General features: G+C 35.2%; 24 protein-coding genes. 5 read left to right on the top strand and 19 right to left on the bottom strand.

Annotated elements, in window-relative coordinates:
• Nucleotides 1-2: 2 nt before the first annotated feature.
• The 5 genes from dltC to LKACC16343_RS03545 form a co-directional block, all read right to left on the bottom strand.
• Nucleotides 3-242, bottom strand: a complete 240-nt coding sequence (gene dltC, locus LKACC16343_RS03565; RefSeq protein ID WP_371125783.1) for a D-alanine--poly(phosphoribitol) ligase subunit DltC — start codon at nucleotides 240-242, stop codon at nucleotides 3-5.
• 21 nt (nucleotides 243-263) lie between these two features.
• Nucleotides 264-1,475, bottom strand: a complete 1,212-nt coding sequence (gene dltB, locus LKACC16343_RS03560) for a D-alanyl-lipoteichoic acid biosynthesis protein DltB (RefSeq protein WP_056954245.1) — start codon at nucleotides 1,473-1,475, stop codon at nucleotides 264-266.
• On the bottom strand, nucleotides 1,468-2,988 hold the full coding sequence (gene dltA, locus LKACC16343_RS03555) for a D-alanine--poly(phosphoribitol) ligase subunit DltA (protein WP_056954243.1): 1,521 nt from the start codon (nucleotides 2,986-2,988) through the stop codon (nucleotides 1,468-1,470). The genes dltB and dltA overlap by 8 nt, the downstream gene beginning before the upstream one ends.
• A gap of 18 nt (nucleotides 2,989-3,006) precedes the next feature.
• Nucleotides 3,007-3,156 (bottom strand): teichoic acid D-Ala incorporation-associated protein DltX, encoded by a 150-nt coding sequence (locus tag LKACC16343_RS03550; protein ID WP_056954241.1) that lies wholly within the window; start codon nucleotides 3,154-3,156, stop codon nucleotides 3,007-3,009.
• Nucleotides 3,157-3,816: 660 nt separating this feature from the next.
• Nucleotides 3,817-4,689 (bottom strand): ROK family protein, encoded by an 873-nt coding sequence (locus LKACC16343_RS03545; RefSeq protein ID WP_056954239.1) that lies wholly within the window; start codon nucleotides 4,687-4,689, stop codon nucleotides 3,817-3,819.
• Between the two features lie 289 nt (nucleotides 4,690-4,978).
• Here LKACC16343_RS03545 and LKACC16343_RS03540 point away from each other — a divergent pair, with 289 nt between their 5' ends.
• Nucleotides 4,979-5,749 (top strand): WxL domain-containing protein, encoded by a 771-nt coding sequence (locus LKACC16343_RS03540; RefSeq protein ID WP_056954237.1) that lies wholly within the window; start codon nucleotides 4,979-4,981, stop codon nucleotides 5,747-5,749.
• 96 nt (nucleotides 5,750-5,845) lie between these two features.
• Here LKACC16343_RS03540 and LKACC16343_RS03535 read toward each other — a convergent pair whose 3' ends face one another.
• The 7 genes from LKACC16343_RS03535 to LKACC16343_RS03505 all read right to left on the bottom strand — a co-directional run bounded on the left by LKACC16343_RS03535 (nucleotide 5,846) and on the right by LKACC16343_RS03505 (nucleotide 12,643).
• Complete coding sequence (locus LKACC16343_RS03535; protein WP_056954235.1) at nucleotides 5,846-7,234, bottom strand: glycoside hydrolase family 1 protein; 1,389 nt, start codon at nucleotides 7,232-7,234, stop codon at nucleotides 5,846-5,848.
• Between the two features lie 3 nt (nucleotides 7,235-7,237).
• A complete protein-coding gene (locus tag LKACC16343_RS03530; protein ID WP_056954233.1) occupies nucleotides 7,238-8,125 on the bottom strand; it encodes an ROK family protein in 888 nt (295 codons plus the stop codon).
• 3 nt (nucleotides 8,126-8,128) lie between these two features.
• A complete protein-coding gene (locus LKACC16343_RS03525) occupies nucleotides 8,129-9,613 on the bottom strand; it encodes a sialate O-acetylesterase (RefSeq protein ID WP_056954231.1) in 1,485 nt (494 codons plus the stop codon).
• Nucleotides 9,606-9,947 carry a PTS lactose/cellobiose transporter subunit IIA gene (locus tag LKACC16343_RS03520; RefSeq protein ID WP_056954229.1) on the bottom strand — a complete coding sequence of 114 codons (342 nt, stop codon included), beginning with the start codon at nucleotides 9,945-9,947 and terminating at the stop codon, nucleotides 9,606-9,608. Before LKACC16343_RS03520 ends, LKACC16343_RS03525 begins: the two co-directional genes overlap by 8 nt.
• A gap of 14 nt (nucleotides 9,948-9,961) precedes the next feature.
• On the bottom strand, nucleotides 9,962-11,392 hold the full coding sequence (locus LKACC16343_RS03515; protein ID WP_056954227.1) for a PTS sugar transporter subunit IIC: 1,431 nt from the start codon (nucleotides 11,390-11,392) through the stop codon (nucleotides 9,962-9,964).
• A 1-nt stretch (nucleotide 11,393) separates the two neighbouring features.
• Entirely contained in the window at nucleotides 11,394-11,702 is a 309-nt protein-coding gene (locus LKACC16343_RS03510; RefSeq protein WP_056954226.1) for a PTS sugar transporter subunit IIB, read from the bottom strand.
• A gap of 245 nt (nucleotides 11,703-11,947) precedes the next feature.
• Nucleotides 11,948-12,643 carry a GntR family transcriptional regulator gene (locus LKACC16343_RS03505; protein ID WP_056954223.1) on the bottom strand — a complete coding sequence of 232 codons (696 nt, stop codon included), beginning with the start codon at nucleotides 12,641-12,643 and terminating at the stop codon, nucleotides 11,948-11,950.
• Nucleotides 12,644-12,836: 193 nt separating this feature from the next.
• Here LKACC16343_RS03505 and LKACC16343_RS03500 point away from each other — a divergent pair, with 193 nt between their 5' ends.
• Together LKACC16343_RS03500 and LKACC16343_RS03495 are read left to right on the top strand one after the other, a co-directional pair.
• Entirely contained in the window at nucleotides 12,837-13,913 is a 1,077-nt protein-coding gene (locus LKACC16343_RS03500; RefSeq protein ID WP_056954221.1) for a GDSL-type esterase/lipase family protein, read from the top strand.
• Between the two features lie 152 nt (nucleotides 13,914-14,065).
• Nucleotides 14,066-14,788, top strand: a complete 723-nt coding sequence (locus LKACC16343_RS03495) for a UTRA domain-containing protein (RefSeq protein ID WP_056954219.1) — start codon at nucleotides 14,066-14,068, stop codon at nucleotides 14,786-14,788.
• Between the two features lie 52 nt (nucleotides 14,789-14,840).
• On the opposite strand, the gene LKACC16343_RS03490 is transcribed toward LKACC16343_RS03495, so the two are convergent.
• From LKACC16343_RS03490 to LKACC16343_RS03475, 4 genes are all read right to left on the bottom strand, one after another.
• Nucleotides 14,841-15,572 (bottom strand): GntR family transcriptional regulator, encoded by a 732-nt coding sequence (locus LKACC16343_RS03490; protein ID WP_056954218.1) that lies wholly within the window; start codon nucleotides 15,570-15,572, stop codon nucleotides 14,841-14,843.
• A gap of 62 nt (nucleotides 15,573-15,634) precedes the next feature.
• Nucleotides 15,635-17,284, bottom strand: a complete 1,650-nt coding sequence (locus LKACC16343_RS03485) for an alpha,alpha-phosphotrehalase (protein WP_082604586.1) — start codon at nucleotides 17,282-17,284, stop codon at nucleotides 15,635-15,637.
• Between the two features lie 799 nt (nucleotides 17,285-18,083).
• Nucleotides 18,084-18,767 carry a GTP pyrophosphokinase gene (locus LKACC16343_RS03480; protein ID WP_056954216.1) on the bottom strand — a complete coding sequence of 228 codons (684 nt, stop codon included), beginning with the start codon at nucleotides 18,765-18,767 and terminating at the stop codon, nucleotides 18,084-18,086.
• A 73-nt stretch (nucleotides 18,768-18,840) separates the two neighbouring features.
• The gene (locus LKACC16343_RS03475; RefSeq protein ID WP_056954214.1) at nucleotides 18,841-20,277 is read right to left on the bottom strand and encodes an MFS transporter; all 1,437 of its coding nucleotides are present in this window, start codon (nucleotides 20,275-20,277) and stop codon (nucleotides 18,841-18,843) included.
• Between the two features lie 70 nt (nucleotides 20,278-20,347).
• On the opposite strand from LKACC16343_RS03475, the gene LKACC16343_RS03470 reads away from it, so the two are divergent.
• Entirely contained in the window at nucleotides 20,348-20,878 is a 531-nt protein-coding gene (locus tag LKACC16343_RS03470) for a PadR family transcriptional regulator (RefSeq protein WP_056954212.1), read from the top strand.
• Nucleotides 20,879-21,156: 278 nt separating this feature from the next.
• Here the strand turns inward: LKACC16343_RS03470 and LKACC16343_RS03465 are convergent, their stop codons facing one another.
• Nucleotides 21,157-21,735 (bottom strand): TetR/AcrR family transcriptional regulator, encoded by a 579-nt coding sequence (locus tag LKACC16343_RS03465; protein WP_056954210.1) that lies wholly within the window; start codon nucleotides 21,733-21,735, stop codon nucleotides 21,157-21,159.
• A 185-nt stretch (nucleotides 21,736-21,920) separates the two neighbouring features.
• Between LKACC16343_RS03465 and LKACC16343_RS03460 the strand changes: the two genes are divergently transcribed.
• Nucleotides 21,921-24,245, top strand: coding sequence for an ABC transporter ATP-binding protein/permease (locus LKACC16343_RS03460; protein ID WP_056954208.1), 2,325 nt, complete (start codon nucleotides 21,921-21,923; stop codon nucleotides 24,243-24,245).
• 330 nt (nucleotides 24,246-24,575) lie between these two features.
• Here the strand turns inward: LKACC16343_RS03460 and LKACC16343_RS03455 are convergent, their stop codons facing one another.
• Both LKACC16343_RS03455 and LKACC16343_RS03450 read right to left on the bottom strand, forming a co-directional pair.
• A complete protein-coding gene (locus LKACC16343_RS03455) occupies nucleotides 24,576-25,424 on the bottom strand; it encodes a DegV family protein (protein WP_056954206.1) in 849 nt (282 codons plus the stop codon).
• A gap of 1 nt (nucleotide 25,425) precedes the next feature.
• Nucleotides 25,426-25,962 (bottom strand): DUF1836 domain-containing protein, encoded by a 537-nt coding sequence (locus LKACC16343_RS03450; RefSeq protein ID WP_056954204.1) that lies wholly within the window; start codon nucleotides 25,960-25,962, stop codon nucleotides 25,426-25,428.
• Between the last annotated feature and the right edge of the window lie 49 nt (nucleotides 25,963-26,011).

The following is a 26,011-nucleotide window of genomic DNA, read 5'->3' as shown; positions in this document are numbered from 1 at the left end:
GTCTATTCCAATTCTTGTACACGTTGAGCAATTTTGTTAACAGTTGACCATTGTGAACGGTCGAATTCTGAAACTGGTACTTGAATTCCGAAATCATCTTGGAGTGTTACTAAAACTTCTACTGTTGCCATTGAATCCAGAACACCATCTTTAAATAGGTCTTGATCAGCATCTTGACCAACATTGTCTAGGCCTGTAACATCTTGCAAAATACCTACGATTTTTTCTTTAATATCATCCATAATAAACTCTCCTAACTTAATTTAAACGAACCATAATTTGTCTAAAATACCTGAGAAAATCATAAAACTGAAACATACAACATTGAACGTTAAGAAGATAGCAAATGCTTCTGTAAACTTATTGCTTGGGATTTGTTTACGATGTTTCTTCTTAAATCTTAACCAAGCATCATTAGTAATCATTGCACAGGCATGGAAAATACCATAAACAATGTAGTACCAAGTTTCACCATGCCAGAAGCCCATAATCAGGAACAAAGTAATGTAACCGACGTTGGCAATTGTGACACGATTCTTTAACCATTTGTGTTTGATCACAGTGAACATTAAACGCATATAGATGAAATCACGGAACCAGAATGATAAGGTAATGTGCCATCTATTCCAAAAGTCCTTAATATTGTGGGACTTGAATGGAGCTCTAAAGTTCATTGGTGTCTTTACACCCATGAAATTACTGATTGCTACAGCAAAGAGTGAGTAACCAGCAAAATCAAAGAACAAATACATACTATATACATACATGTAGGCTACTAGAGCCCAAGAAAGTCCTAACGGAGTTTCGCCCTTATAAGATAAGGTCAAAATTTGAATCTTTGGTAACAGTAACGTTCCAAAGAAGTATCCAATAATGAATTTGTATAACAAACCTTGCATCAATCTGTTAACACCACTGTGCAAAAGTTCAACATATTCATCACGACTAGGAACATTCATAACATCTTTTTGGAAACGTCTGAATCTATCAATAGGTCCAGATGAGATGGTTGGGAAGAATAGTAAGAAACGAACGAATTCATATGGCTTAATATCCTTAATAACACCATCACGAATTTCCATAATTATTTCGACGGCTTTGAAGGTCAAATAACTGATACCTAAAAAAGCAAAGAGTGAGATTGTTTGATTCTTAAGAAGTGGATCTAACTTTACGAAAACTAGAGGAATGATTGCCAATACAACATAACCGGTAAAGATCCAGAAATTATTGTGTTTCTTGCGATACGACAGATATGTAAACACTAATAACATTTCGTAAAGAACATAGAATATCAATGAAATCCCTTGGGACATATTGCCACCAAAGAATGTGATTATTAAGATAATGACTGTTGCGATAAAATCATAAACTCTGAAACGTTTACCAAACCACAAACCAATCATGATTGGTAACAAGAGCAACATTAAATAGATAAAATAATGTGGACTACTATAGGGTGTAATGTTATTCATTAATCTGGCCTATTAAAGTCTTTCTATCAATTTTTCCATTTTTACTAATTGGTAGTTGCTCTACAAATTTCAAGACGTTAGGAATCATGTATTCCATTGTCGTTTCTCTCAATGAGTCTTTAATATCAGAATTTAAATCGTTCGCATCATTATCTTTAAATTCATCTTCCAAAACGATGCAGGCAATCATCTTACTTACTTGTTTCTTATTGTTATACAAAGGAACTGTACATGATTGCTTTACCTGTCTTAGGTTACCAAGCATTGAGTCCACTTCTTCTAGTTCAATTCTGTAACCATGCATCTTAATTTGGAAATCAGTTCTACCATGATAGAACAACAAACCGTCATCAGCTTCACTAACCATGTCACCGGTATGATAGAACATCTTACCGTCAACTTCTTCAAAAGCCTTTTCAGTTTGAACAGGATTATTTAGATAACCCTTTGATACATCAGGACCACTAACTAGTAATTCACCAGTCATGAGACCTGTCTTTTCATCGATTGCACCAATAATTTGATGGTCCATATTTGGCTTCAAGTAACCAATTGGTAGACGATCAAATTTCTCTAATGCATCTTGATCAATTTTGATTGATGTAATCGCAACTGTATTCTCAGTTGGTCCATAAGTGTTATAAAGTTCAGCACTAGGGAATTTTTTCAAAAGTTTCTTAGCAGTTGCGTGGGTCAACTCTTCACCACAGAAGATAAACTTATTCAATTGTGGCATGTGTTCCTCATCGAAACCTCTAAATAGTAGACACATTTCAAAGAATGATGGTGTTGAGACCCATGTATTGAAATCCGATTCAATGATGGCCTCTTGCAACTTACCAAAATTCTTAGTTGTATCCTTATCAACTACATTCAACGTAGCACCATTCATCAATCCTGGATAAATATCGAAAACTGACAAATCAAAAGAAAATGGTGCTTGTAATAACATATTCATCTTGTCTGAATAATTAAATTCTTTTTCAGCCCATTGAACGAAATCCAAAATGTTATTCGTACTAATTTGTACCCCCTTAGGAGTACCTGTTGTTCCTGAGGTAAAAATGATATAGAAGTTATCATCTGGACCAACACTACGATTGCTATCGTAAATGTTATTATCAGAAGCTAGTACATTGGAGATTTCAGCTTTAGTTACCTGTGGAGTATCTACTCCAAAGTCTGTCGTGTCACTCCAATTAAGGATCAAAGAAGGTTTGGCAACTGAATTGATTTGAATGATTCTTTGTGGATCTGAACCATCGTCAACTGGAATATAAGCATGTCCGGCTTTGATTGAACCTAAGAACATTACTAACATTTCAAATTGTTGTCCACCGTAGATAATAAGTGGGCTTTTAGCAGGAAGAAATTTGTCCTGTATAAAACTTGCTACACGATCTGATTGCTGCATTAATTCTTGATATGTATGTGTCTCTGACCCATTCTTGTAGCAAACTTTGTCAGGGTTTTGTAATGCGACGGTGGTTATTTTTTCAATGATTTTATTCATTAATATTACCTTCTCCCGTTAAAATTCGTTGTAAATAAATTTGGCACTACCAACACCGTTATACCCATATATATATAAGAGCACTAAGAAAATAGCGAAAAATACAACTGTCTTAATAATAAAAACCGTTGCTGGTTTTTTTAGGAAAACAAGTAAACTATTTTTCATAATCAACACCTCGTTAAAAAGAGTTTGCTTTATGCGAAAACTATCTAACCATTCAATATAAATGGTGTCAAACTAAGAAATGAACCTAAATAATTGATTATTGTTATTTCTATATCATTTGTATAAACATTATAATAAAATCTTCGCTATCATACGTATGCTCTTTTTATAAAGAAATTTATCACTTTTTGACCAATCGCAAGGCCGACATATGATTGCTTGATTATCTGTTTAAACAAATTTATTATAATTGAATTGACTGTAACTTTCCACAATATACGCTTTGTACTCGGTAAACTTTCTCATAAAAAATTACTTTTAATTGCTTAGAAAATTATGATAAAGAATTGCTTTACCGTTTTTCATTATGAACAACCAAAATTAAAAGTAAATGAATGAAGGGCATAATTACCAAAGTGTTAGTCTCATGTGACATTTTTGTAAGATAAATCGTTTACATAGAACCGATATATTTTTTTATTTATTTACTTAAAATAACAAAAATCACAATTATCATATTTGATTATTTCGGTATTTTTGAAAGTAAAGGTAACTTTATATATTTAATTTTGGATATATCAAAAAAGGAGTTCATATTAACCAATACAGTTAATATGAGCTCCTTTTGATTCAAGTTCTTCTCTAGATTTTTGTCACTAATTACATACTCTGTTTGAAGTCAACGTAGGCACCAATCAAATTGGCATCATTATGATACTTACATGATTTGATTACTGGCATAAATGGAGCAATCTCTACTTTATCTAATATGATTTGAATTTCTTTTTCAATATTAGGTATTAAAGTATCAGATTGAGATATTCCTCCACCTAATACTATCATCTCTGGATCAAAACCATATTGTAAGTTATAAATAGCCACGGCCAAATGATGATATAAATCATGAGCATATTCTTGAGCTAATTTGTCTCCATTCTTAGCTAAATCGAAAATATCTTTGCCTGAATAGTTAGTACCTTTGGCTTCATTGTAACGTTTAGCTAGGGAAACTGCTGTACCAACATTACTTAGAGTCTTATAACCTTCAGCAAGGGTGTAACCAAATTCACCACCAAAAAGATGTTTTCCATGATGAACATGTCCATCCATGATAACTGAACCACCGACTCCTGTACCAATAACGATAAAAATCAAATTCTTCAATCCCTTGGCTACGCCACGATCCATTTCAGCTAAGGCAGCACAATTAGCATCGTTTTCCATACTTACTGGTAACCCAAAACGTTTTTCTAATTCGTCCTGTATCTTAAAGTTGTGAATATAGGGCAAAGCACTGGCACCCTCGATAATACCAGTCTCTTTATTAACTGCTCCTGGAGTACTCATCCCTACTCCTGCTAATTCATGATTGGTCTTAAAATCATTGATTACTTTGGTCAAGCCCGCATAATACCCTGCAAGATCCTTTGGAGTATCAAAAGCACCTTTTTCGACCAATTGATCATTTTTACTATCCCATAATCCGTATTTAATACTAGTACCACCAACATCTATTAAAGCAACATCTTTCATTATTCTCTCTCCTAATGCAATCGTTTTCATTTAATATCTCTAGATTAACATAGATACAAATAAATCGTTTAAAAGATTAGAAATAAAGGATTTTTAGTATATATGACTGTTTAAACACCAAATATACTCGTTTGAATTTTTTTAATAGAAATGGTCTTGTTTTTGTTTATAATCATTTTTCAATTTAGATAAAAAACATTTATAAATTTAGATACAAACCGTATGGCTTCTTTTGATAAACTCTAAGTATGAAATAGAGTCACTAATATAACAGTTAGGGGGTTAGCTAATGAAATTACTAAAAAATATCATTCGTATATTAGCTTTGACAAGTCTTAGCCTGTCTTTAACTCCCCTAACAACAGCTAAGGCAGCCGATGCTAATGCTATTAGTGTGAATACGAGTGATTTGACTAAATCCGATGATTCTGTTGTTACTTCATTGGCAGCTAACGATACAACTGTGGCTGATTCTAAAGTTTCAACTGTCACTGTAACTGTTCTATCTGGTTACTTGACACTTGATGCTGTACCTGATTTCAATTTTGGTAACATTGCTTTAGGCACAACTGCTAAGTTAAAAAATAATACAGCCGATACTACTGGAATTGAAAATCCAGGTGAAGATGGTAATACCAAAGGGCTTTTACAAGTTACTGATTCACGTAATCTAACTTCTAAAGAAGATATTCCTGGATTTAACTTATATGCTAAAATGGGATCACTAGTTGGGGCAGACAATACATCTCTTGATGCTATTCTAGATTTAAGCTCTATGCCTCTACTAGATTCCAACAACAATAACGTGTCTAGCAGTTCCACTAACCTTTCAACTCAAGCTGCTTCTTTAACTTCAAATGCCAGCACCACTTCAACTGTTATGGATCTTAAAAAAGGTTCATACAATCCTGGCGTTATCAAAGCTGGATTTAACACACCTGATTCAGCAAGTATGACTCTCCCCAAGAGTTCCGACTACAGCTACGACAAATCATCTAAGAATATGAATGCCGTAGTAACTTGGATATTGACTGCAAATCCTACAGTAACAACCAAATAGATACTAAAATCCTCTAGTTCGAATATGAACTAGAGGATTTTTTATGATCATACGTAAAAAAAACAGTTAGATCAATTTTGACCTAACTGTTTTTATTTAAAATCCGTTATCAGAACTTACTTTAGCGTACCAATGTCCCGACTTTTTCAACGTCTTTGTTTGTGTATGGATATCATCACGAATCAATCCATAGCGATTACGATAGGCATTCTTCCATGACCAACAATCAATTGCGGTCCAGACAAAGTAGCCGTGGCAATTAGAACCAGCCTCGATACCCTTGTGCAATTGAACCAAATGATCATGAATAAAATTGATTCGATAATCATCCTGAATAACGCCATCTTTCATGAAACGCTCTTCTCTTGAGACGCCCATACCATTTTCGGAAACAAACCATGGAATATTTTTATAGTTATCACGAATATTAATCGCAATATCATAAAGCGTCTGTGGATAAATTTCCCATCCCTTGTCGACATTCATAACTCGACCAGGCATTTCGTAATTATCGAAGTAAATATCAGGCATCCAATCTTGAAGACTCTTTGGTGAAACACTAGGTCTCTTGACACGTTCAGGATGATAGAAATTAACACCTAAAACATCAACTGTATTGTCAGCAATCAATTTCAATTCTTCCGGTGTGCTCTGGAAAAGAACACCTGCATTGTCTAATATCTGTACTAATTCTTCAGGAAAATGTCCTAAGACGGCTGGATCTAAGAACATATTATCATCCCACATAGTAGCAAACTTAGCGGCTTTAACATCTTCTGGATCGTTTGAAGCTGGATAAGCTGGTGTCAAATTCAGAATTGTTCCAATTTTAGCATCAGAATTATTGGCTGCCTTCCAAGCTCTGAAACGTTTAATAGCTTTAGCCGATGCCAAGTTCAAATTATAAGCAACTTGAACAGATGCTGGCCCATCAACCTTTAATGGATAGTGAAATTGATATAAGTATTCTCCATCCAAAATAACTTTAGGTTCATTAAATGTGAACCAATTTTTAACTCGATCACCAAATAATTCAAAACATTTCTCAGCGTAATCAGCAAATAAGTCGGTCACGTGCTTTGACTCCCAGCCACCAAATTCTTGATAAAGTTGAACTGGTAAATCAAAGTGAAATAAATTGATGTATGGCTCAATTCCATTTTCGATCAGACAGTTGATTACATTGTTATAAAATTCAGCTCCATCCGGATCAACTTCACCAGTGTCTAAATTTTTAATCAAACGTGTCCATTGAATTGAGGTTCTTAAAGCTTTGATACCAGCTTTTGCCATTAACGGAATATCTTTTTGATAATCATTATAGAAGTTAGAAGCCTCATCAGGTCCTACTCCATCGTAGAAATCGTCTGGCTTCTTTTCAAACCAGTAGTCAAAGACATTTTGATTAGGTTTATGAAAGTTACCCTCCGATTGTGGACCCGAAGTAGCTGCTCCCCAGGCAAAATCATCTGGAAATTTTATCATTGTTTAAGCTTCCCCCTTTGAATAAGTTTGAGCAAAATCAACTGCTGCACCACGTAAATTAGACTCGTCAGTATAGTGACATGGGACAATTTCAGGTTTAATTGAAGCAATTTTAACAACCTTACGAATCTTTTCGACTTCCTTTTCAACTTCAGGAATCAAATGTGGATTGTTGGATACTGCTCCCCCCAGAACAATCAATTCGGGATCAAAACTGTATTGCAAGTTATAGATTCCCTTGGCTAAGGAATAATACATCGTCTGTACTTCTTTTTGTGCACGTGCATCTCCATGATCAGCCAAATCGAAAACTTCTTTACCACTATAATTCGTAACTGGTTTGGAATTGGCATTATATCTTTGAGCCACACCAACCGATGTAGCCAAATTGCTCAAAGTATTTTTATTATCGACAAGTGTAAAACCAAATTCACCACCAAATAAATGTGCACCGTGCCAAATTTGATGATTGATAATTACCGAACCACCAACTCCAGTACCAATAATTAGGAATAGCAAACTTGAAACATCCTTACCAGCACCTGAATCTAGTTCAGCCAAAGCGGCACAATTAGCGTCGTTTTCCATACTGACGGGTAAATCGAAACGTTCACTTAAAGCTTGTTGAATTTCGAAATTATGAATATACGGAATAGCGGAGGCTCCCTCAACCACACCTGTCTTCTTATTAACAGCTCCCGGTGAACTGATACCAACACCTGTAATTTGATATTGTGTTTTCATCGTATTCACTTTAGCCGTTAAAGTTTGATAAAACTCTTCGAGTGTTTGCGGAGTTTTAACTGGCTCTAATTTTTCCAACTGACCATTCTTCATTACTGCAAACTTGATAGATGTTCCACCAATATCAATTAAACCTAAATTACTCATTTTTTATTCAATCTCCATTTCAAAAGGTGCTAGTGGAGCACCAAATTCATTAAATAAGGTACACACTGGATAATTTGCATAAGCATAACGAATCTTTTCAACACCTTGGGCATTACTGATCACGATAACATTGCCAACTGCGGAAACTTCTTGTGTTGACCACTTGCCGGCCTTTTTAACATCCATTTCGGCTTTACCACGTTGAACTAAAGCACTCACTGAAGCGACAAACAAAATTAACTGATCGCCTACTACTTGTTTTCGATAAACATATGGAGTTGAATTGTAACTTTTATCTGAGAGGATTTTACCAATTCTAGTTCCTGCTATTCGTTTATGAGTAGGATGAATATTATGTTTCTCACCAGTGTCAGCAATGGAAACTAAGTGAACATCATTCAAAGTTTGCGTAATTTTCAATTGATGTTGTCGAATAATGGCCCAAGCATTTTGTGGTTCGTCATAATAACCTGGTAATTGCACAATATAAAACGGCAATGATTGGTCGGCAAACAATTTGCGCCAACTCGAAACTAAACCACGCAACATAATGGCATAAACATCAGGATTGTCAGCATCGTTTTCTCCTTGGTACCAGACAACTTTATTGAAAGAATAGTTACTTACTTGCTCAATCATCGTATGGAACAAACCGTTTGGACGTAAATAAGATGTTGGTGTCATTGGAGGTGGCCATGGTGTATGACCAACTTTATCCTTGGCATCGCTCAACGAAACTTTAGGATTTTCCTTTTGAAATTTAGCTAAGTCAGTATTATGTTTTTCTACTGAAGCATTATAGTCAGCAAATTCACGATCATAATCAGCCTGGGTTTTACCAGTCGTGGCTTCTTTAAAAGGCTTAACATAGCGTTCAATCAATTCTTGACTACTTTGCAAGACTTCTTCTGGAACCCATGAAGAAATCGAAGTTCCACCTTTATAGCAATCAATAATACCAACTACTTCATCAGGATCTAACTTTGACAATTCCTTGGCAATCCAATAACCAATATCGGACATTTCCCAAAGTGTCTCTTTATTCGCAGTTTCCCACCTAGATGTGGTCAAATCCTTTGGCAGTGTGAGTTCACTATCTTGATATTCCAATTGTGGAACGTTGTAGAAATAAACATTTTGTAAATTCAAATGGTCAATTTGTTTTTGATATTCGGCGTCATCTCGAAATTTGAATTCAATATTAGATTGTCCTGTCAGTAGAATTACTTTACCTGTTTTAATATCTTTCAAGGTCAAAGTCTCATCTAAATTCTTCAATTCAATATCAGCTATCGTTTTTTCTGGTAAGGCTGAAATTTTAATTGTCCATAATCCATTATCATCAGTAATAGTAGTAAAAACTTTCCCCAATATCTTGGCACTGACAATCGTATTACGAATGGCTCGTCCACTTATTTTAAAAGTTTTGTTTTCAGGAACAACCATCTTATCCGTATAGATGCCGTCTACTTGTAAATCCTTATTCATTTACGTGTTCCTTAGCCTTTAATTGAGAAATTTCATCATGCAAATTGATAACTTTTTCAGCAACCGTCATCATAATATCAGCTGAAATGAAATGATCTTGAGAATGAATCAACATGATTGATTTTTCAACTTGTTCACCATTCATTTCATCAGTCATCCATTTAGTTTGAATATTGTGTGCTTCATGTAAAGTCTTTTTGGCATCTTTCAAAGTTGTTCTAGCAGCATCGATCTCACCTTTTTCTGCTTGATTCATTGCATTAATACACATTGATTTAGCAGTTCCGGCAACTGAGATCAATTCCATTGCGCGTTTTAATTGTTTTTCATCCAAGTTAATGACATCTCCTATGCTTGACTTGTCTTTAATTCCTTTTCTGATTCTTTATGAGCTTCGTTCATTTCTGTCTCTTTAACAATATCTGGGTTCAACTTGTTATCCATCTTAACGAATGGGTAGTAAATGGCTGTTGTAGCAACAACAATTACAGCTTGAACAATTAATCCATTGATTGATCCAGTATATAAAAGTCCTGAAAGCAATGTAGGTACTGTCCATGGAACATTGTTTACGATAGGTCCGATGAAACCAAGCTTTGTAAACAATAGTCCGATATAGAATGCTAATGGTTGAGCTACTACCCATGGAATGAAGTACAAAGGATTCAAGATAATTGGCAAACCAAAAGTAACAGGTTCAGAAATATTAAAGATGGCAGGCATCAAAGAAATCTTAGAAACTTTCTTTGCAGCAGCTCTCTTTGAAAATAGGATCAAAGCTAGAACTGGTGATACTGAACATGAACCAGCAGCAACAGTTGAGAAGTTCATAAATAATGTTGAGTAAATGTGATGTGCTTGACCTAGCATATTTTGAGTATCATTGATATTCCATGTTAAACCAAAGATTGGTCCCCAAATTGATGTTGGGTGAATACCAAACCATTGAAGCAAACTCCATGTTGTTTGTGATACGAAGGCAAATAGTCCAGTACCAGAAATAGCAAGAGCGGGTTTTTGCAAAGCAGTTAATAGTAATTCAGGCATTGTTTCACCAGTGAATGTTGTACTCAAACCTGTCAAAACAATGAAGACACCCATTGTAATAACACCAGGAATCAATGATTCAAAGCTTCGTGCAACAGCTGGTGGTACTGAGTCTGGCATTTTAATAGTAATATTCTTTTCAAGAACCTTATTGTAAATCCAAACGGCGAATCCACTAATTAGTAAAGCAGCGAAGACACCTTTAGTACCAAAGAATGTTGTATCCATGTAGTTCAAAACATCAATAGGCTTTTTAGCACCATCTGGTGTGTATTGGAACTTCCATGGCATACATATAAAGAATGCACCTAGAGCGTATAGAACAGAAGTCATATGTTCCTTACTCTTTGGGAAATATTTGCGTGAAAATGTGTGTGAAAAAATAACAACTAACAATACAGCAAAGGTATTCAATGAACCATTTGAAATGAGTCCAATCAAATTACCTGTTGTCGTTAAACCTTTGAACAAACCAGATGTGGCCCATGCAGACCATGAACCACTGATTAAACGACCTAAACCTAGACCTTGTTTACCGAAGATCAACCCATTAGTTGGATCAACGAAAACATTTTGAATCATAATAGCAAAACCAGCAATCATTGATGTTGCAGCAACAATGATAAATGAATCACGTAAAGTTAATAACAATTTATTAGCAGCAATTTTACCAGCTATTCTAGTAAAGTTTGCTTGGAACTTTTGTGTCCCGCTTCCTTTGCTTTTCCCCATTTTAGCCAATTCCCTTCTCTTTCAATACATCTACAAGAACTTGTCCGTCCATACTACCAAATTGTTGCATGGTCAATAGAATAACTTGTGTATCTGGATGAGCTTCCTTTGTTTGATCGTATGCCCAACCGATTTGTGGAGCTAGCAAGATAACGTCAACATCATCTCCAACTTCATCAACCATACCGAAATCATAAGCATCAACTTTTACATCGGCACCTTCAGCATCATAAACTTTCTGCATCTTTGAACCAATTAGACTTGTGGAAAAACCTCCACTACAGAAAATAGCAATCTTTAATTGTTTCATAATGAAACCCCCTTCATTTGTTAACGCTTTCAGTATAAAAGCATATACATTTGAAGTCAATACCATTTTTATATTTGTTATAACAAATATCACTTTTGAATTCTCATTACATGAATCAATGCCTATTCCAATTTTTCAATTAAAAAATTTAAAAACGCCTATTTACCGCAGTACCAACATTTAAAGACAAAAAAAGTGCAAATTCACTTTCGTAAATTTGCACTTTCTGATATTCAATATTTGTTCTAAACTGATTCATGTAATGAGAATTGTGACGAACGAATGTAAGTATATGCATATTCAAAAATCTGTCCATTATCTAAGAATGAGCGCTGTTCCACGGTTAGTAAAGGTTCAGGCTTTGATAGGTCCAATATTCTAGATGTATCATCATTTGATATTTCCGACGAAATGGTTCTAATGGCGCTATCAATATTTAAATCCAGTTCCTTCTCGATAAAATCATAAATTGACCCATTTAAGGACCCCATTTGCATTCCCTGAATTATCTTTACCGGCATAAAAATATTTTGCAAAGCAATAATTGTCTTACCATTCATGATTAACCGTTGAATCTCATAGGTCAGATCAAACTGGTTGATGTTCATTTGATCCATTACTGTAGGGCTAGGCTTACTTACACCAAAATTGATTAGCTTGACGGAATACTTATTAAAATCAAATATCTCTAAGGATTGTTTACTTTTAACGCCCTCACCTGGTTGATTATCTTTGACAAAAGTTCCTGACCCCTGTATCCGATAAATTAATCCTTCACTTACCAGAATATCCAAAGCTTTTCGAACCGTGATTCGACTAACATTCAATGACTTGGCTATGGCAGTCTCCTGCGGTAACTGCTCATTTATTTGATATTCTTTCTCCAGAATCTGCTGTCTTAAACGATTCGCCACAATCACATATTTGGGCGTCTCTTTCATGTATTTGCCTCCGAACTTAACTCAATATTTGTTATAACAAATATTTACTTGAACTATAAGTAATTATAACTCACGGTATAGATAAGTCTAACAATTCATCTATACCATTATTTTTTCTAACTTTATCTTTCACTCTAACTGTTTAAACATGTTATGATACTATTATATGAACCCTCAAAAAGAAGAAATTATTATGATTAAAACTACCACATGGAAACATAACTTCAGTAACTACGATAACCTCGACCACATTAATGCTAACGGTCATCAACATTTGGAAATATTCCAACCCTTTGAAAGTAAAAAAATTAGATTACAACTCAACAATTTATATGGCGAAACGCCACTAGTAATCGATAGTTTGGAAATTTATACTAATTCTAAGAAAAAAGTTTCAGTAACAAAGGATGGCAAGAAGTCTTTTGCCGTGGAATCTCGCTTAGTTGAATGGTCTGATTGGATCGATTTCAATTTGCCCGCCGATTCCTACCTTTCAGTCGACATTGTTTCACCTACTAAAGCTATTCATACACTAGGTCTAACTATTTCTAATGACTTAATTAGAACTGAAAATTCTGATCCTAAAGAAACCAAATATTTCTTCGGCATTTCAGAAATTCAAGTGAAAACTGAACATGCTCATAAGAGAATTGCCTTATTCGGTGACTCCCTAACTAATCAGGGTAACTACGCAGCACCACTTTCCATTGATTTAGAAAAAGAATTCCACTGTGTTACTGCTAATTATGGTATTTCTGGTAATCGTCTGCTTCATCCTGGTCACAGCACCTCGCAATGGTCCACTAGTTTTGGTGAAGCTGGTTTCACCCGCTTTGATCACATGATTGCCGAATATCAACCTAATATTGTAATATTTATGGAAGGCGTCAACGATTTGCTTCATCCTGGTACTGGTGCACCCATCAACGAATTACCTACTGTCAATGCCCTAGTCAAGGCAGTACATGCTCTTAAGAAAAAGTGTAAAAAACATGGTATTACTTTTGTTCCAATGACTATCACACCTGCTTATGGGAATATTAATGGTGGCGTTTTTGCCTGGTCAGAAGAAAAGGAAAAGATTCGTCTAGCCGTCAATCATGAACTATTAAAAATGCCTCATATTATTGATATTGCCGATTTTGTCAGCAATGATGACAAGTTAAAACCAGAGTTTGATTATGGCGATCACGTCCATCTATCTAACGAGGGCGGTAAACAAGTTGCTAAATTTGTTGAAGAACAATTAATTCGTAAGCGGATGGTTTAAGACAATATTCCATGATATATAAATCACATAAATTTTTGGAATATATTCTTATATTTATAATTAAGTTTTCAGGTAATATGTTTAAATCATTTTTAATATAATGTAATATGAATAGTATATATTGATCAATTATATTTATTGGAGATTTAATAATGGTTGAAACTACTAACAGCGATATTTATACAATATTAAAAGAGCGTGTCTTAAGCGGACAATACAACATTAAGATGCGTTTGCCAACTGAAGATGCTCTGATTGAAGAATTCAACGTTAGTCGCTATGCAATCAGAAAAGCCATTAAACAGTTGGTTAATGAGGGCCTTGTTTACAGTGTCAAAGGTAAAGGAGTAGTTGTTTTAGAGCAGACTCCTCAAACTAAGGAGATCAACCTTAGTTTGGCAAAAATAAATGGCCTTCAATCTCTCAATAGTGATCAAAAGATAGACCGAAAAACAATTATTGCCGACTTCCAACAGATCATTGTTGACGAAAAACTTCATCAGAAAACATCATTCTCTGTGGGTGTTCCCGTCTACGCCATCAAACGTGTTCGCAGGATTAATACCAAGAATGCAGTTTTGGATATCAATTATTTCAACGCGCAAATTGTTCCAGAAATCACACCAGAAATCGCATCAGGCTCAATTTATGATTACATAAAAAAAGATTTACAGATGAAAATTGCTGTAGTCAAACGACAATTACGAATTGAGCATGCTACCCAAATTGACTATGAACACCTCAATTTAGGAATCAATAACTGCGTGGGTAATATGGTCAGTTTTGCATTCAACGACGATGGTAAACAATTCGAATACACCGAGTCACATTTTATTCCCGATAACTTTATTTTCAATCAAATCATTAAATTCTAATCATAACAAAAAAGTGAGTACCCTTTTAAGTAGGTACTCACTTTTTTTGTGCTTAATATGATTCAAAACCAACCAACGAAAAATGATTAGGAATATATTTAGTTTCAGTACATTCAAACAAACTGCCCAAATCAGTATAAACATATTTCTTTAAAACACCGACACAATTGGATTCATTCAAATCTAGCAAACCAATTTCTTTTTCATTTGCTGTCTCCACAGTCGCAACTGAACGAGCCGCTGCAATTTTAAAAAGATTTTCATCACGAATATATTGATAAATAGACTTTTGAGCATCAGTTTCACTCAAGTCTGGCATATTTTCTTTTCTAAAATAACTAGTATCTAGGGCCATTGCCTTCCCATTTACCATACGTAATCTCTCAACGTGATAAGCAATATCACCTAAACTGAAAGAAGTGTGCTCTGACAACGCACTATCAATTTCAACTTCCTCAAAGGTTAACACTTTTGTTGACAACTCTCGAATCGATTTGTTCTGTGGAAAACTCATCAAATCTTGAAATCCAAAATGATTAGCGGCTGAAAAAACCATTCGATTATCAGTAACTGGCTCAAGTACAACTACACCACGTCCCTTAACCGTATAAACTAGACCTTCGGATTGTAGTTTCTTCAAGGCACGGCGGATTGTATTTCTAGTTACACTAAAACGTTCTGATAATTCCTCTTCACCAGGCAAAATTGTTTTTGGTGGATAAACGTTACTATCAATTTCACCCTTCAATATGTGATATATATCTGAATATAAATTTTTTGGCATAATTTCTCCTCAATATAATTGCTTAAAAGCAACAACCTCATCTATTCGAAGATATTAAATATCTACTTCTTTTCTAACATGACTGATTCATATGGGCGCAAAGTTACTTTCCCATGATTAAACTGCATATCGCCATAATTCCCCAAAATTAAATCGAAACCTGCAGCCACATCACGCTCATGAGTTTGCTCAGTAAAATTAGCCATTACTAAAATTTTACGCTTATTATTAAATCTTTCATAGCTATAAACGCTATTATCCCTAGGATTCAATAACTTATATTCACCATCAACAAGAACTGTTTTATGTTTTCGTAGAAAAATCAATGCTCGATAAAAATCGAAGATATTATTCTTCGTCTTTAATACTTCTTCAACCGAATAATCATCATGGTGTTGTGGCTTTAACCATGGTTGACCTGTTGTGAAACCATAATACTTACTTGAATCCCATTGCATTGGTAATCGTGAATTCTCACGCGATTTTTGTTGCAGAATTTGAAGTGCCAAATCCTCAGACATTCCATTTTTTAACATTGCATGGTAGGCATTAATTGACTCATGATCTTTGTACTGATTAATATCAGTGAAGTAGGCGTTCTTCATCGCAATCTCATCGCCCTGATAAATATAAGGCGTTCCTTGCAATCCAAATTCCACCATTGCTAATAATTTAGCTGATTGATCACGATATTCATCATCATTTGTAAATCTTGAGATAGCACGTGGTTGATCATGATTATTCCAGAATAGTGCATTCCAACCACCATGTCGTTGCATCTGTGTTTGCCATTCACTCAAAATACTAGTCAAATCAGTTAATTTATAGTGTCCCAAAGTCCATTTCTTACCATTGGTATAATCAACTTTCACATGATGAAAAGTAAAAGCCATCGATAACTCCTGACGTTTAGGATTAGTATATTTAACAGCCTCAGAAATAGGTGTTGATGATAATTCACCAACCGTAACAAAGTTATTAGGACCAAAGACTTTTTCGTACATTTCATGAATATATTCGTGAACATGTGGTCCATTAGTATAGAAATTTCGTCCATCATCTAAAGGCGTGTCAAAAGTATCATTTGGCATATTCTTATCTTTAGAAATGTTATTAATAACATCCAAACGAAAACCATCAATACCCTTATTGGCCCAGTATGTTAACATCTTAAAAATTTCAGCTCGCAAATTTTCATTACGCCAATTCAAATCAGGCATTGTTACATCATATAAATGTAAATAATATTGGTCTAATTCTGGTACATACTTCCAAGCACTACCACTGAATTTTGAAACCCAGTTGTTTGGTTCATGTCCATCAACGGGATCACGCCAAATATAGTAATTATGATATGGATTATCCTTTGATTTCAAAGCCTCTTTAAACCAAGGGTTTTCATTGGAAGTGTGATTCAACACCATATCCATAATGATTTTAATATCACGTTTGTGTGCTTCCGTTAGTAGTTTTTCAAAATCATCCATTGTTCCAAAAACAGGATCGATCTTGTAATAATCAGCGATATCGTAACCATTATCATTTCCAGGTGAAAGGTACATTGGCGTTAACCAAATCAAACCAATTCCCAGCTTTTGTAAATAATCGAGACGCGAAATAATACCGTTGATATCACCGATACCATCCCCGTTAGAATCTTGAAAACTGCGCGGATAGATCTGATAAACAGTTTCTTTTTGCCATTCCTTCATTTTAATACTCCTCAATATAAGTCCTCACTTAACGACGCAATTTTATAATATGTTTATACATCTGTCAATTGTTCTATACCGGATGGAATAATGGAATATAGCCAAAACGACTATTATTGCACCAGTTCCAAGTAAAATTTAATTTAAAAAATAATATATTTTTTATGAAGATAGTTTATCTAATTCAGAAAACCAACCGACTTACCAATATAGCGTAAAATTACCGTCCTCCACAACAAGAAAATTTGGCTGGAACGCCATGGGCCGACTGGAAGCTAATAAATTTGCACTTTGTGCAAATTCATGGATCTTCAAGCTCGGCCTTCATCTAAGCAATAAATTGCTAAGATGAATTTCATGGCTGAGCCAATTTTCTTGTTGTTCCGGACTAAATCCTGCTTCTTTTATCAGTTACCGTAAAATCTAAATAAAAACAGTCCCATCAAAGAATTCAAGTACATAAAATATATCTTGAATGATTAATGGAGACCGTTTTTCTGATTTAAAATTTTCTTTTTGATTATATGGATTCAAAAGTTTAAAACATCAATAATATTAGAACTAGGGAACTAGTCGGTAGTAAAAAATTTGTGGGCCCTCAGTGGTGAAATTATACTTAGCTTGCGTAGCAAGGTTAGTATAAGACCGATCTTCGAGATCCATAATTTCGCACAAGGTGCGGAATTATTAGCTTGAAGTCGTGTCCACCACGTTCCAGCGGCCCACAGATTTTTTGCGGACGACGGCATACTTCAGTTATATTTGTTAGCATTACAACAAAAATCATACCTTCTTTACTCTAGATCAAATCTCTATGAATATCCTGCATGCCACGTTCAATATCTTCTAGTTCGTCAGCGTAACCCTTCAAACGATCGCCATACTTATCGACTAAGTTGCTATCAGTATCTGTTTTATAGCGTAACTTATGTTCCAAACTGGCCCACATATCCATACCAACAGTTCTAATTTGAATCTCCACTGGGACATCAATTGGCCCTTTAGATTGAAAAACTGGTACTTTAACTACAATGTGCAAACTACGATATCCGCTTTCCTTAGGATGCTTTAAATAATCTTTTCGTCTCAATAATGTGACGTCAGTTTGACTAGTCAGTAACTTTTCGATTTTATAAATATCATCAATGTAATTAGTTATTACTCTGATACCAGCAATATCATAAATATTCTTTTGAATACTTTCAGCCGTTAAATCATAGCCTTTACGATCAGCCTTTTCGAGTAAACTTTGAATCTTCTTCATACGTGATTCCATATGGTGAATTGGATTGTAATCGTAATTAACTTGAAATTCTGAATCCAAATTTTCCAATTTAGTACTGATTTCCTTTTGACCTGCTTGATAAAGTTGATACATTTTTATCATTTTAGATAGTTCCTGTACATCAGGTCGGTTATCCAAATCCCCTAATTGTGACTTTAATTCCCGCAAATTAATAGTATTGGATCTTTCTAGTATCATACTTTCCGTCCTTTTAAATTAGTAATTATCAAAAAAGCAGCCATAGTGGCTGCCCTAATTTTAACTCTAATTATTATAATTTTAATGACGGATTTTCTTTTGACACTTTGCGATGCCATAAATAAATTCCAACTAACAATAAGACACTGATGGTACATGACAATCCAAAAGTTAAATGCATTCCATCAATAAATAATTGTGGATCACTTGGTATGTAAGAAGTGACTCTGGAACCTTTCAAGATTGACATCGAACCAAACAACAACGTTGTCGACATAGCTGAACCAACTACCATCCCAACTGTTCTGGCTAAACTATAAACACTACCAGCTGATCCATAATCTTTTTCATCAACTGTACTCATGACTAAAACGTTATTAGGAGAATGGAATAATCCATTGCCCAATCCTGCCATAGCAGCTCCAAAGGCGAAAATCAGAATGGTATTCTGCAATCCACTTAGAACATAGAATATCTGGCCGAAACTAATAATAGCTAATCCTACTAAAGTAATTTTAAATGGATCATACTTATCAGCTAAACTTCCTGAAATTGGAGCGACGAACAATTGCACAACTGGGAAAATCAATAAGAAGAAACCACTGAATAAAGGACTGAACTCTCGAGCATTCTGCAAGTAGAATGGTGCAATCACATCAAAGAAGAAATCAATGATAAAGACCATGAAACAAGTTAGCAATTGTACTGAGAACCATTTATTTTTAAATAATTTCACCGGCAAAATTGGATCAACTTGTTTAGTTTCATAACGATATAATAGCGTCAAAAGAATTACTCCAACGATTGTCAAAGTTAAAATGCGCCAATCACTCCAACCTAATTGTTGACTCAAAAGGATGCCGACAAACATACTGGTAAATCCTACAATCAACAATGCTGAGCCAAACAAATCGAATTTGGCACTAGCAAACTTCTTATCCAAGCTGCTAGGTAAATATTTAAATAGAATAAAAATTGCAATAAAACCAATTGGTACATTTAACCAGAAAATGATGTGCCATGGGAAGAAATTCAAAAGAATCCCACCCAAACTTGGTCCGATAATACCACCTAATGAAACGAATGATCCCATCCAACCTAAAGCTTGACCACGGCGATCATCTGGAAAAATTTCAACAATAATTCCATTTGAAGTAGCCATTGTCATTGCAGCTCCGATTGCCTGCAAACTTCTGGCAATAATTAATGTTAACCAACTTACTGATAAAGCACACAGCGCTGAACTGATAACAAAAATTAGAGTTCCCAATTGGAAAAATTTGATTTTCCCGTACTTATCACCTAATTTACCAAAAATCATCAGAGTGCTACTCATCACAATCAGATACATCGTCACAACCCAATTGATTAAACTCATATTGGTGTGAAGTGCCTTACTCAAGACTGGTAGCGCCACAGTGACAATGCTACTATCAAGAGTAGACATAAAAATAACGATCCCGACACCAATCAAGATCATCGTTAAATTTTTTCTTTGAACTGTTTCCATAATCGTCCTCTAAACTATATATTAATATATATAGTTTAATACATAGTAAAAATTTGTAAAGGAGCATTCCATGGCACGTTCTAATACACTTCAATATATGATTCTAGGCTTATTGACTCGTCAACCAATGACAGGTTACGATATCAAACAAATTTTTGATAAAGAAAAAGCTGAATTCTGGACCGCACCCTTCAGCCAAATTTATCCCGAATTAAACCGCCTTTTGAATAAAGAACTAATCAGCTTAGTTGAACCAACCGAAGCCAATTCCCGAAGAAAAATTTATCAATTAACTAAATTAGGAACTGATACTTTCATGGACTGGTTAAAACTGCCGCTGTCACCAGAAATAACTCAATTAAACAATGACGATTTCATCTTACGCTTACACTTCTTGGGTAAAAAACATCTCGATATTTTAAAAGCTTTGCTAAAAATGAGAGAACAAACTTTGAAATTAGAACTAGCTCAATTGGAACTAGAGTTATCAGAAGTTGTTTACCATCCCGAACAATTTGGACGTGAGTTGATTATTCAAAAAGAACTCTCCAATAAAAAATCAGACTTGAAACTCTGGCGTTCTGAATTAAAAAATCTATAACACTAAAAAAGGTCTCTATTAAACATTCAAGACATACATGTTAATAGAGACCGTTCTTATTTATTATCTAATTCAAATATATAGGCGATAGAACAGGATATTAGTCTGGAGCAACAAGCCGATTGGTCTCAGCCGTGAAATTATACTAAGCGATTTATCGCTTAGTATAAGACCTGTATTTGAGACAATTGCGAACTTTAATTGGCTCAAATCAGCGTCCACAGCGTTCCAGACCAATCGGCTTGTTGTAGAAGATGGCAATCTAAATCTATTTTCAGCTAAACTTCCGAAAAACCAGTCTGTTCCTCTTTAACTTCATGTAAATCAAAAAGAGATTTTTTATCCTGCAATTCTTCGGCAAAAACGACTTTAACAATAATATTCGTCAATACTTCTGGTGACTCTTTCATACCATTCTTAACCCAACGTTTCATAATACCCTGGACGCCTAGCATGATATAAGTAGCTTCATATTCATCCATCGTTGTCTTAACTAATTTAGCATGATCATGAAAGTGACTCATCCGATCTAGCAATTTAGTTTTACCCTCCACAAAAACCAGATTACTCAACGCCGGATTTTTATAGAATTCTCCAAGCATAATCTTTAATCCTTCGATCATTGAAGTACCTTGGGGGATTTTTAAATTGTCCAAAAAATCCGTTTCGATACTGTCGACACATGAATACACATCATCATAATAACGATAAAAAGTTGTTCGATTAACGTCAGCAGCCTTGCAAACTTCCGTTACAGTTATAGAATCGATCGATTCTTTTTGTAAAAGTGATAAAACTGTCTCTTTAATAATCTTTCTGGTATATTGTGCCCGACGATTATTTTTTACTCCGACCATAGCTTCTCCTTGAATACAACAAATAAGTAATTTTCGTTTAATTAATGACACTTTGTCTCAAATTGATGGTTGAAAATTCATTAAATTGTTTTTATTATATGAAACATAGTGTTGCAATAATGACATTCTAACAGAAATTTTATTAGAAGCCATTAAAAATTTGAAGATTAGAGAGAGTTCAATTAATGCTGGAATTAAAACACATAAAAAAATACTATTATGTCGGCGATTCTGTGACTAAAGCCTTAGACGATGTATCCGTCTCCTTTAGAAAACAAGAATTCGTCGCTATTCTGGGACCTAGTGGTTCCGGTAAAACTACTATGCTAAATGGTATTGGTGGTTTGGACATTTATGATTCTGGTGACTTAGTCATCAATGGTAAATCTACTAAAGATTTTTCCGAATCTGACTGGGACGCCTACCGTAATAATTCTGTTGGTTTCATTTTCCAAAGTTACAATATTATCGGTCATTTAAGTATCATCGATAACGTTGAACTTGGAATGACACTTAGTGGTGTCAATGCCGACGAGAAGAAGCGTAAAGCCCGTGAAGCTTTGGAAAGAGTTGGCTTAGGACCTCATATCAACAAGAAGCCTAACCAACTATCTGGTGGTCAACTTCAACGTGTTGCCATTGCCCGTGCAATTGCTAATGATCCCGAAATTCTACTTTGTGACGAGCCAACCGGTGCACTGGATACTGAAACCAGTGAAGAAATCATGAAATTGATCAAGGAATTGTCAAAAGAACGACTTGTCATCATGGTTACTCATAATCCTACTTTGGCTAAAGAATACGCTGATAGAATTATCAACTTCGCCGATGGTAAAATTTTAGACGATTCTAATCCTTTTGTTGAAGATACTACTAAAGATAACTTTGAACTTAAGAAAACTAAGATGACTTTCTGGACTGCTTTGAAATTGTCCTTCACTAACTTAAAGACAAAAAAAGCCCGAACAGCTTTGACAGCTTTTGCCTCCAGTATTGGTATCATCAGTATCGCCATTGTTTTGGCCTTATCATCTGGTTTCCAAAAACAAATTGATAAGACTCAAGGAAATACCCTGGCACAGTTCCCAGTTACAATTTCCCAAACGGCTTCCAAACAAACTGCTCCTGACACTAAGGTTAAGAGTTCTAATTCTAAAAAAGTAACTGCTAAACTTAGTCAACAGGAAAAGTCAACGCACACAAACAAATTGAACAAGAGCTACGTTAACTACATCAAAAAGCTTGATCCTGAATTGAGTAAGGATATCACTTACAATTATTCAACTGGAATGAATCTTTTGAGTAAAGTTGATGGCAAAGTTAAAACAGCCCAATTCTCAAATACAAGTAGTTCAAATTCAATGAGTAGCATGTCCGCTGCCATGGCCTCATCTACAGGTGTTGGTAGTTCAGTTTATCCTTCATCAAATAACAATGGAACTAATTTCTTAAAGAAACACTACAAAGTTATCTCCGGTTCACTTCCTAAGAGTGAAAATGATGTTGTTTTGATTGTTGACCGTGACAACTCTACTAACGTCAACGCTTTAAAGAACATCGGCATGAAAGTTAAAGATAATCAGAAATTAGACTTCAGTAAAATTGTTGGACAAGAATTCAAAGTTGTTTCTAACAATAATTACTACAAACAAGTAACAGCTGGTCTCTTCACACCAAACACTGATCTTGCCAGTCTTTACGACAATTCTGATAATAAGACTTTGAAGATCTCAGGTATCTTAAAAGTTAAATCCAAATCATCAGAGAATATCCTTTCATCAGGTATCGCATATAGCGACAAACTAACTAAGGATATCGTTGATACTAATAAGAACTCTGATATTGTCACTGCCCAAAAGAACAGTGATACAAACGTTCTAACAGGTGCCAGTGTTGATGATGCTACAACTAAAGAAAGTCTTGTTAGTTACTTAGGTGGTTCCGCCACACCATCAAGTATTCTAATTTACCCAAGTACATTTAAAACGAAAGATAAAGTTTTAAGTTACCTTGATAAGTACAACAAAGGCAAGAAAACCTCTGATAAAGTTATTTACACTGACTTAGCCGGACAAGTTTCAAGTCTTACAGGTGGTTTAATGGACGCTATCACTTACGTTCTAGTTGCCTTTGCCGGCATCTCATTAGTAACAAGTATGATCATGATCGGTATCATCACTTACACATCAGTTCTAGAAAGAACCAAAGAAATTGGTATTTTGAAAGCCTTAGGTGCTAGAAAGAAAGACGTTACCCGCGTCTTCGATGCCGAAACAACCATCTTAGGAGTTTCCTCAGGTGTGTTAGGTATCTTAATTGCTTGGTTAGCAACCTTCCCTATCAATGCCATACTAAAAGGACTAACCGATCTAAGCGGAGTAGCACAATTGAACCCCGTTCATGCGATAATCTTGATTATTATCAGTACTATTTTGACAGTAATCGGTGGACACATCCCAGCTAGAATGGCGGCAAGAAAAGACGCAGCCACAGCATTGAGATCAGAATAGAAAGCGGAGCAAGGGCGGTTAGCCCACGAGGATTTGTCTAAGTATCAGAATTGCACGCGTACTTTGCGGGCGATTTTGATACTGTAACAAACCGGAATGGGTTGCCCTCGCGCAGCTCATTTCAATAGAGAGCGAAGCAGGCCTGATTAGATTCTGAGCATTTGCAGGATTTTACGAATTGGCTACGTAGCAGACAGTTCGTGAAGTCAGGCAAAGCACAGGAATCTGGCCTGCGCAGCTCGTTTTCACTATAAAACATATACCCCATTGGTTATTCACAAAAAGGACCAGTACTCAAATTCCGAGTACTGGTTCTTTTCTATCTCAAAATTAAATTTTAACTACCGCGACCCCAATCAATCCAGGTCCGGTGTGAACGCCCAAAGCTGGTCCAACTTGTTCGGTAAATTCTTGTTGACCTTTAATACCATTATCGTGCAATAAATCTAGCATATTCTTACCACCGGCCTCATCAGCGCCCTGTCCAATACCAATTAAATAGTTTTTATCTTCACCGATAAATTTTTGAGCAAAGTCTAACATCATCTTTTGACCCTTTTTCATACCTCGTGCTTTAGCGGCAATGGTGTATGAACCGTCTTCTTTACAAGTGATAATAGGTGCTAATTTTAACATTCCTCCGACTACAGAAGCGGCAGCACTAATTCTGCCCCCAGCTCTCAAATAAGTCAGTGTTGGAATACAGAAGTAAACAACAGCATGTTTAATCATAGTCGCTACTTGAGAAGCTACTTCATCAAAGCCTTTTCCTGCATCTATCAAATCTTTAGCACCAATTGCAATCAAACCTGAAGCTATTGCTACTTGCTTAGTATCAAAATATTTTGTTGTGAAACGATCATCATCATCTAAAAATACTTTGAGAAAGTTAAAAGTTCCACTCAATCCCGAAGAAACAGAAATAGAGATAATATGAGTATATCCATCTTCAGCAATTTCATTCAAAGTTTTTTCGATTGATTCCCCTGAAGGCAATGAAGTCTTAGGAATCTCAACAGGAAGATGTTCATAGACTTCTTCAGCTGAAATGTCGACACGATCAAGATAAGTCTTGTCATGATAAGCAATTTGCATTGGTAACTCATATACGCCATTTTTGTCACGGTATTCTTTTGGTAAATCACAGCAAGAATCTACCAATACAGCAATCTTTTCCATTTTACTCGCTCTTTTCGTCTTGATTATTACTTTCAATCATTAATATTTTCTTAGTTATTAATTTTGTTGCAAAAGCCATTGTGACCATCTCAACCATTAAATAAGCTGAAGATTGGTCATTTTCCGAGAGGATCTGTCCCTCTTCACGATGATTTAACATTTTTAAAGCTAACTCTTGTTTATCGCAGAAAAAATCATAGGCCTTGGCAATGCCACCATTCAATTTAGTCTGCACTTCTAATCCCGCCTGAATCTCATTAATCGATACGACTTGTTTCAAAAAGGTTATCGCAATCAAATATGCCAAGTGTTCACGTGTGTAACGTTTCTTGACGGGATGTGGCAATAGTCCATTCTTAACGTAATTATTGACCATCGATGTCGTTACAACCGGTCCTTCTTCTAACCAAACAGGCCCAATATACTTATCAACTAATGTTAAAAGTTGATCACGATACAGATCTAATTCAGGTAGATCTTCAAACCTAGGTAAACGATAATTTTCCAATTTATCTAACCATTCTTGCAACTCATCCATGAACATGCACTCCTTTTGTAATTACAAATATAATTTATCATAATTATTA

The organism is Companilactobacillus bobalius (assembly GCF_002179915.1).
GTDB classification, from domain to species: domain Bacteria; phylum Bacillota; class Bacilli; order Lactobacillales; family Lactobacillaceae; genus Companilactobacillus; species Companilactobacillus bobalius.
Note: the sequence above shows the minus strand (reverse complement) of the source record. Positions and strands in the feature narration are given on the sequence as shown.